Origin of the sequence: Gordonia asplenii (assembly GCF_012933505.1) — a bacterium.
Classification (GTDB): domain Bacteria; phylum Actinomycetota; class Actinomycetes; order Mycobacteriales; family Mycobacteriaceae; genus Gordonia; species Gordonia asplenii.
Genome location: NZ_JABBNB010000018.1, coordinates 114,637 through 122,866 on the forward strand (window position 1 = coordinate 114,637; position 8,230 = coordinate 122,866).

The following is an 8,230-nucleotide window of genomic DNA, read 5'->3' on the forward strand; positions in this document are numbered from 1 at the left end:
GTGGGACGAGCCGCCGGTCCAGGCGGATTTGTTCACCGCCAACCTCGTCCATGATGGTGAACGTCGGGGCGGCGGCTCGTAAAATGCGGGAATGACAACCGAATTGCCCGGCACAGCCGACGCGGCTTCGTTCGACGTAGGTCAATTCTGGTACTCGTTCGACGATGATCATTGGGAATGGTCCGACGAGGTCGCACGCATGCACGGGTACACCTCGGCTGCGGACGTGACGCCGACCACGACTCTGATGCTCGCGCACAAGCACCCCGACGACAAGGTTCGCGTCGAAGAACTGATCGCGCGGATCCGCACCACCCGGGAACCGTTCAGCAGTTCCCATCGCCTCATCACATGTTCGGGCGCCACGCTGCCGGTGCTGGTCGTCGCCGACGTAGAGACCGACGACGCAGGCGAACCGATCGGCACCACCGGCTACTACATCGCCCTGAGTGACCATGAGGCGCTGGCCGAGGCGGCCGACGTCGTGCACGACGAACTCCGCCGTACGGTGCACGAACAAGTGGAGGAAGCCCTCGCGCGTAGGCTCGCAATCGAGCAGGCCAAAGGTGTGCTCAAGCTGATCTACCGCCTCGACGATCAGCAGGCGTTCGAACTGCTCAAGTGGCGATCACAGGCAACCAACGTGAAGCTGCGTGACCTCGCCGAAGCGATCTGCGAGACGCTCCCGACAATCGAATTGCCCTCAGCCGCCCGCACCCAGTTCGATCACGTGCTGCTCACCGCACACCTTTTGGCAACGCAGAATTCTGCTCCCTGCCCCGAAGGATGACGTCGCCGCTCGAGGGCCCAGGCCGCCGAACGGTTGAGGTTTGACCGTCGCGGTCGTGGGATAACCTCGACCAATGTCTACCGATGTGAGATGGCTCGATGCGATCTCGCTGCGTGATCTGGTCGCCGACGGTGAGGTGACTCCTGCCGAACTCGCCGACGGTGCCATCGCCCGCATCGCCGAGCTGAACCCGACCCTGAACGCAGTCGCAGTGCCCATGCCCGATGCGGGTTACGCGGCCGCAACGGACCCGGCCTTGCCGTGCGGGCCCTTTCGCGGAGTGCCGTTCTTGTTCAAAGACGCCGGCGCGTGCGTCGCCGGACTGCCGCTGTACATGGGCAATGGTCTGCTCCGATCGCTCGACTGGCGAGCGCCGTCGGACACGGTCCTGGGCGCGCGGTTCCGCGCGACGGGCGTCGTCGCCGTCGGCAAGTCGACGCTGCCGGAGTTCGGGTGCCAGCCGACGTCGCAGCCGCTTGCCTTCGGACCGTGTCGAAACCCTTGGGACACAACACGATCCACGTCGGGATCGAGCGGCGGTGCCGCTGCTGCGGTGGCCGCCGGTCTGGTGCCGGTCGCTCATGCCAGTGATATTGGTGGTTCGATTCGGTTGCCTGCCGCATGGTGCGGAGTGGTGGGGCTGAAACCGTCACGCGGCCGGACGTCGAGCCTGCCGATCACCGACCCGAACATGGTCGAGCACGTGATCACCCGCAGCGTCCGCGACACCGCGGCCTTTCTCGACGCCGTCGGAGGACCGGATCCGACCGATGTCTATCGCCTGCCGATGCCCGAGACGCCGTATGCGACGACCGTCCTCGAAACGCCCGAGGCGCTGCGAATCGGCTTCGTCGACGCTGTCGGGGGGATCGCGACGCCGGTCGATCCCGATTGTGTCGCCGCGGTCGGCGAAGCGGCACGGCTGCTCGAGGCGGCCGGCCACCACGTCGAAGCGGCCGCACCCCCGCGACTGTTCGACGAGGAGTTCGCGCTGCATCATCTACGCTCGTCCGGCTGGGAGTTCCGGCAGATGCTCGACGGGCTGGCGAACGCCGTCGGGCGGCCGCTGACGACCGCCGACGTCGAGCCGTACTCGTGGGCCCTCGCGAGCGTCGGAGCTGGGCTCACCGACGCTGAGTACTCGGCCAGTCAGACGTGGCAGCGGGCCTACACCGCAGAACTGTCGGCCTGGTGGGCAGGCGAATTCGACATCCTGCTGACGCCCGCGGCCGGCGAACCGCCCGCCTTACTCGACGAACTCCTGCCACCGCCCGCCGATCCGCTGTCGATTCTGCCCAGGTTCGAGCGAATCTGGTGCTTCGCAGCACCGTTCAGCGTCACCGGCCAGCCGGCGATCAGTGTTCCGATCGGACGGACCGCGAGCGGCCTACCGGTCGGTGTTCAACTCGTCGCGGCACTGGGGCGCGAGGATCTGCTGCTGCAGCTCGCCGCACAACTGGAAGCCGCAGCGCCGTGGAGCGACCGGCACCCACCGTGCACCTCTAGCGATGAATCCTGAATAGATAGCGGCCGACGGTTACCCCACTGCGGACGGAAAGAAGCTTGTGCCACGCAAGCGCTTGACAGACCACGCACTGGCGTCTTACGCTTGGTTTACCAAGCAGGCGCTTAACATCCCACTGAGCTGCCACAACCAGAAAGAGGACCGACATGCCTACTTACTCCGAAATCACCGCACAGATCGCCGATCAGTGGATTGAGGCTCTGGAGAACGCGGAGAAGGTCGCCGCAGCCGTCTCCGAGCAGGGTCGTCGCCTCGCCGAGAGCCTGCCTCAGCCCACCCCGGTCAAGCTCGACGGCTTCGAGAAGTTCACCGACATTGCCAGCGCTAACCTGCCGTCCGCCACTGAGATCGTCAATGCCAACTTCGACCTGGCTTCGCGCGTTCTGGCGGCACAGCGTAACTCGGCACTGCGTCTCATCGAGAACATCACCGCAGTCACCAAGACCGCGTCAAAGGAATCCGCAGACGCATAAGTCGCATCTACCGAGATCGGGATCTGGCATCGGGCCAGATCCCGATCTTGGTTGCATCAGCGCTGTTCGCCCGCCGAGCGGCCTAGCGACACCCAGGGTCAGCACGTGGTGACCGACCAATCGGGCTAGTCGTCGCCGACCATCGCCTTGTACGTCTGCATCAATGCCGACTTCTGCGCTGGTGACAATGCCTCATCGCCAGCAATTGCATCCATCACCCCGCTGTACAGCGCGGGCGCACCGGTCTGCGGCAACCATCCCATCCTGCGAAACAGCTCGTCGGGAGCCAAATTCAGACCGTCGGCAATAGCACGCAGCACCTCCGGCGACGGCTGATAGAGACCTCGCTCAACCTGGCTGAGATACGAGTCGGACACCTTGGTGATGCGGGCGAGTGCGCGCAGCGACACCTGCGCCATCTGCCGTTGGGCCCGTAGGAACGCGCCGAGATCCTCCCACGCCTGCTGAGTGCCGTCGGCCATCGTCGTTCTTCCTACTCGCCCATACTTGCGTAGGCCATGATAGTGCGTGGCGTACCAAATTCAGTAGGCGACTTCCGGTTTCGTCTAGGCCCGACGAGCGCTAGCGCTGCGCTAGCGCTGCGCTAGCCCAGACGGGTGTCCCGTGGATGGTCGAGTGCCTGGCGAGGCGCTAGCCGGCCGGGCGCATCTCGAGACCCGCGCCTGTGGGATGAACTGTGCCGCAGCACTTTTGGCCGCGGTCGGTAGGCTCGTAGTGCTGGGTCGGGATCGTCGACCGGAGTTCTCACGGTTAACGCTGATTTGTCGGTGGTGACCGTGAGATTCGGTGGTCGGGCTGCGGTGACCGACGTGTGGCGGGTGTGGAACAGCCAGGCGCACAGTCAAATTCGGTTGAGCGTCGGTGTGCGGCGTCTGGTCTAGAAGGGTGTCGTCGTACTGCGGTAACGGTTCGTTGTCACGGGCGTGACTGGTGTGACTCAGGTTGGGTGAGCGGATACGCCGGCAATGCGGTCGTGTTCGGCGGCGATTTCGCGTTCGGCTCGGTTGCTTTCGCGTTCGCGTTGGCGGCGGCGTTGCTTGTCGACCGTCGCCGCCGACCGCCGCACCTGTGTGGGATGAACTATGCCGCAGTACTTTTGACCGCGGTCGGGAGGTTCGCGGTGCTGGGGTCAGTGGCAGGCTGTGGGTGGGCCGTCGCGTTCCGTTTGAGCGTCGCATGTGTGGTGTCTGGTCTAGAAGGGTGGTGGGGTGTCGTCGTATTGCGGTAACGGTTCGTTGTCACGGGTGTGACTGGTGGGACTCGGATGGTGGGAGCGGATCCGCCAGTACTTGCAGGGTTCACCGGTGACGCGGTCCTGTTCGACGGCGGCCGCGTGCGCTGCCTCAGCATTTTCGCGTTCGGCTCGATTGGCGTCGCGTTCTTGTTGGCGGCGGCGTTGTTTGTCGACGGTCGACGCCGACCGCCGCCGCCGCTGCTGTTTCCTTCTGCTGCTGCTGCTGGTGGTGGTGGGTGTGGTGGGTGGGTCGGCGAAGTGGATGTGGGTGAGGGTGTCGAACAGGTCGGTGCCGGACAGGTCGGGGCCGTCGATCCACAGTCCCTCCGGGGTACGGACCCGGTACTGCACGCGTCCATTGTGGTCGAGGGTCATGTCGTCGAGCCAGCCGTGGTCGCCGGTCTTGAGCAGGTGGTGAGAGACGCACAGGGCGTGCACGTTGGCGGCGTCGGTCTGTCCACCCGCTGCCGGGTGGTCGTGGTTGTATTCCTGGCAGTGATCCAACTGTGCGGCGAAGCCGGGCCGGTCACACCCGGGCGCACCGCACGCCAAATCCCGGGCGCGAATGTAGGTGTCGAACGCGGTGGAGAACCGATACGGATCCGACGGCAAACACGGCAACGGCAGCCTCGGCTTACGCAAACACGCCGGAGCCCCAGACGATCCTTCCGCTTCTGCAGGCGCTTGTGGCTCCGCCTCGCCCACTGCTCCTGGCGTCGGCCCGGGCTCGGGTACAGACTGCGGTGCGGGTGCGTCGCTTGTGCCCGGTCCCTCCCCGACCGGTGGTGTCTCGGCGTCGGATTCGGGTTCGGCTTCGGTGACGGTCGAGGTCGTCGACGCCGTAGTGGGTGCCTCGTCAGCTTCTGGTTCGTTCCCACCCATCTCAGTGTCGGGTTCGGGTTCGGGTTCCGGCGCCGCCGACTCCGTCGCAGGCGCAGGAGCGGGTTCGGGTTGGGGTTCGGTGGTCGTCGGCGAGTGCGGCTCTGGTGTGGCTGCTCGGCTACTTTCTGGTTCGGGTTTCGCGTCAGCGGCCGGTTCGGTCTCGTCTGCCGGCTCGGCCTCACATGATTCCGAGTCCGTCGCGGTCGACGACGCCGCCTCGACGAAATCCAACCCCAGTTCCAGTTCCGGTTCGCCGTCAGCCTCAGCCTCGGTCGCGGTCGCGGTCGCTGTGTCGGTGTCTGATGAATCATGGCGTGGTTCGGGTTGTGTGGTGGGTGGGTTGGGGAAGTAGCTGACCTTCGTCTCAGGGCGGTCGGCGATGTCACGGACCTGCTCGCCGGTGATGATCCCGTAGCCGTCGACGTAACCGACCCCATCGCCCGTGGTGCTGTCGGGGGTGGTGGTGAGGGTGGCTTGTTCGGTGATCACGTGCAGCGCAATCACCACCTGCGCCTGCGACACCCCTGCCGCGGTGTCGTCGGGGTCGCCGGTACACGTGTCGGGGTCGCCGCATTCGCATTCGAACGCCACCCCGTGCAGCCGGGCGATCACCGCATCTGAGCGCCGCGCCCCCGACGCCGCGGATCGTTGCTGCAGCACACCCGGGTGATGAGGGCGTCGATGGCGGCGAACGCGGTCGCGACATCCTCCACGGTGGCGGTGGCGCGGAGTTCGGCCATCCCATCCGCCAACGGATCGGTGGTGACGGTGCGGCCTTCCTTCGCCAGGTGGTGGCGGCGGCGGACGGCGTCGGGGTCGTGGCCGAAGATCGCCGAATCCACCAGGGCATCCAAACGTTTCCCCGACCACGATCCCCGCCCCACCCGCCGCGCGATTTCCTCGTCGACCGCCGCCCGATACCCGTACCCGTCGATCAGATCCGACCGTGACACGATCCGGGTGAACTGCCACGCCGCGATCACCCCATCCCGCAGGCGTTCCCCGGTCCGCGGCAACCGATGCACCATCGCGACCGCCTCACTGACATGCCGCGCCGACACCTGTGGGCTGATCGCCCCCGTCATCGCATACCGGGCCGCCACCTGCGACTGCTGCGACACCAACCGCCCGTCCCCGTCACCGCACCCGCCGGCCAACTGGTCATGAATCCCGGCCAGGGCCCGGTATTTGGTCCACAGCAGAAACGATTCCCCCGCCCGACACGTGGTGATCACATCCATCAGATCATTGATATGCCCACACGATGCATCCTCGGCGACCTTGTCTGTCGCCAGATGCAGGCCGATACGGCCGGGGTCTTCACTCGCCCACCCATAGCGGGACACCGTCGCACGCGACGGCGGAACAGAATCACGGCTAGTAGACATCAGATGCTCCGAACACGCAGGGACAAAACCATCTACAAAAAGAGGTGCTTCCCACGTTCGGCGGCCCACCCACACTCAGGGCCTTCGCTACTATGTTCGATTCTACCCCGCAACCAGCCCCAAACCAAGAGCAAACGGGACACCAATCTCGGCGGGCGGTCTACGCTGGCTGGAGCTGGGGCCTTCGCCCCGGATCTTGGACACAGGTGGGATTATGCTGTGGTGGAAAGTGTAGCAGCGTAAGGGGTTTCGTAGGTGTTGGGCGCAACATTGCCGCAGTAGGAGTGTCGGCGCACCGTGTTGTATCGCACGAGCCACCGGAATACTTCCCGCCGGCAGGTCACCTCATCGGGCCAGTGCCGACGATCTTGGAGCACTTCGCGTTTGAGTGCGGCGTTGAATGATTCGGCCAACGCATTATCCGCCGAGGTACCCACCGCCCCCATCGACTGCGTCACCTCCAGAGCTGTGCACAGTTCCGCATACTCCTTACTCGTGTACACTGATCCATGATCTGAGTGAAAGACACTGCCCGCCAACCCATTTCGCTCACGATCGGCATCCTTCAACGCAGCGGCGACCAGGTCGGTACGCATGTGATCAGCGATCGCCCACCCCGCCAGTTTGCGGGAGTAGCAGTCGATCACCGTCGCCAGATACAAGTGGGTTCCATCCGCCAACGGCAGGTAGGTGATATCCCCGACGTACAGCAGGTTCGGGACGGGCGCGCTGAAGTCCCGGGTCACCAGGTCGGGAACCTTGTGATCAGCGGGCTCGGGGACCGTGGTGCGCACCTTGCGGCGTTTGCGGTAGCCGGCGATACCCCGCTCGCGCATCACCCGCGCCACCCGCTTGTGATTGACCCGCTCACCCGGCGGGACACCGTCGTTGAGTTCGGCGGTGATCCGTGGTGCCCCCATCGTCGGATCAGCCTGGTGAATCAGTCGGATCCGTTGGGCCAGAACATCATCAGCTGCCTGGCGGGCCCGCCGGGACTCTGCAGCCGCGCACCAGGCGTGGTAGGAGGAACGGGCGATCTCAAGCAGTGCACATAGCCACTTCACCGGGTAGGTGTCGCAATGGTCGGCGACGAACTGGAAGCGGCTCACCAGTTCGTCTCCCCGGCGAAATACTTGGCCGCCTTCTGCAGGATGTCGCGTTCAGTGGCCAACGTCGACTTCTCGCGGCGTAACGCGGCGTTCTCGGCCTCCAACCGGTCCACCCGCTGCGCCAACGTCTCCTCACCGCTCACCGCCTCGTCGGCGGGTTCGCGGGCCGTGAGCGGGCTGGCCGCAGCACTACCATCAGCGGCGGTCTTGCGGCCAGTGCCGTACACATCGAGCCACCCACGCAACGTGCTGCGATCGATTCCCAGATCCGCGGCCACACCGCGCACCGTCGCGCCCGGCGTCGACTCATACAAGTCGACCGCATCCTTGCGGAATCGCTCGGGATAGTTCTTCCTAGACATGACGTGGATCCTCTCGCTTCCTCCCACAAAACTGTGGGATTTCGGAGTGTCCAAGACCCGGGGGTAAGTCCCCTGGCCGGCAACAGATTTCGCACACACCGCCGGCCGGGCACCCCAACTCGACCCGCCACCCGGCGTCCCCGTCCAGGCCACTTCGGCACCCACACCGTCGACCAGGTGAGCCCGCGACGGAAACGGTGCACGCCCCCGAATTCCCGTTCCCCCGTTGCGCTTTTCGGGTCACCACCCCCTCGTTACACCGAAGCTCGTGCCTCGCTTCGGCACTCGGGAGCAGAGGGGTGCGGCGTGAGCGACGTCGACGGCGTTCGGCGAGCGGAGACGCTCAGCGTCTCCGAATCCCGTTCCCCTGTGGGCTTTTCGGGTCACCAGTCCCCTCGTATCGAGTAGGAGGGCCGGGTTTTCCGGCCCGCCTCTCACACCACCGT

At 65.4% G+C, this 8,230-nt stretch carries 7 protein-coding genes; 3 read left to right on the plus strand and 4 right to left on the minus strand.

Translation table 11 applies throughout. From position 1 onward, the window contains the following. The first annotated feature begins 91 nt into the window (after positions 1-91). From HH308_RS17385 to HH308_RS17395, 3 genes are all read left to right on the plus strand, one after another. Positions 92-790 (plus strand): PAS and ANTAR domain-containing protein, encoded by a 699-nt coding sequence (locus HH308_RS17385; RefSeq protein WP_170195495.1) that lies wholly within the window; start codon positions 92-94, stop codon positions 788-790. A gap of 73 nt (positions 791-863) precedes the next feature. Further along, complete coding sequence (locus tag HH308_RS17390; RefSeq protein ID WP_170195496.1) at positions 864-2,309, plus strand: amidase; 1,446 nt, start codon at positions 864-866, stop codon at positions 2,307-2,309. A 152-nt stretch (positions 2,310-2,461) separates the two neighbouring features. Continuing rightward, positions 2,462-2,788 carry a hypothetical protein gene (locus HH308_RS17395; protein ID WP_170195497.1) on the plus strand — a complete coding sequence of 109 codons (327 nt, stop codon included), beginning with the start codon at positions 2,462-2,464 and terminating at the stop codon, positions 2,786-2,788. A gap of 125 nt (positions 2,789-2,913) precedes the next feature. Here HH308_RS17395 and HH308_RS17400 read toward each other — a convergent pair whose 3' ends face one another. The 4 genes from HH308_RS17400 to HH308_RS17415 all read right to left on the minus strand — a co-directional run bounded on the left by HH308_RS17400 (position 2,914) and on the right by HH308_RS17415 (position 7,784). After that, the gene (locus HH308_RS17400; RefSeq protein ID WP_170195498.1) at positions 2,914-3,270 is read right to left on the minus strand and encodes a helix-turn-helix domain-containing protein; all 357 of its coding nucleotides are present in this window, start codon (positions 3,268-3,270) and stop codon (positions 2,914-2,916) included. A 731-nt stretch (positions 3,271-4,001) separates the two neighbouring features. Beyond that, entirely contained in the window at positions 4,002-5,585 is a 1,584-nt protein-coding gene (locus HH308_RS17405) for an HNH endonuclease signature motif containing protein (RefSeq protein WP_170195499.1), read from the minus strand. Further along, positions 5,534-6,313 (minus strand): DUF222 domain-containing protein, encoded by a 780-nt coding sequence (locus HH308_RS17410; RefSeq protein ID WP_170195500.1) that lies wholly within the window; start codon positions 6,311-6,313, stop codon positions 5,534-5,536. Before HH308_RS17410 ends, HH308_RS17405 begins: the two co-directional genes overlap by 52 nt. 212 nt (positions 6,314-6,525) lie before the next feature. Continuing rightward, a protein-coding gene (locus tag HH308_RS17415; protein WP_170195501.1) for an IS3 family transposase occupies positions 6,526-7,784 on the minus strand; the annotation gives its coding sequence in 2 pieces (ribosomal slippage) (positions 6,526-7,439 and positions 7,439-7,784; 1,260 coding nt in all). Between the last annotated feature and the right edge of the window lie 446 nt (positions 7,785-8,230).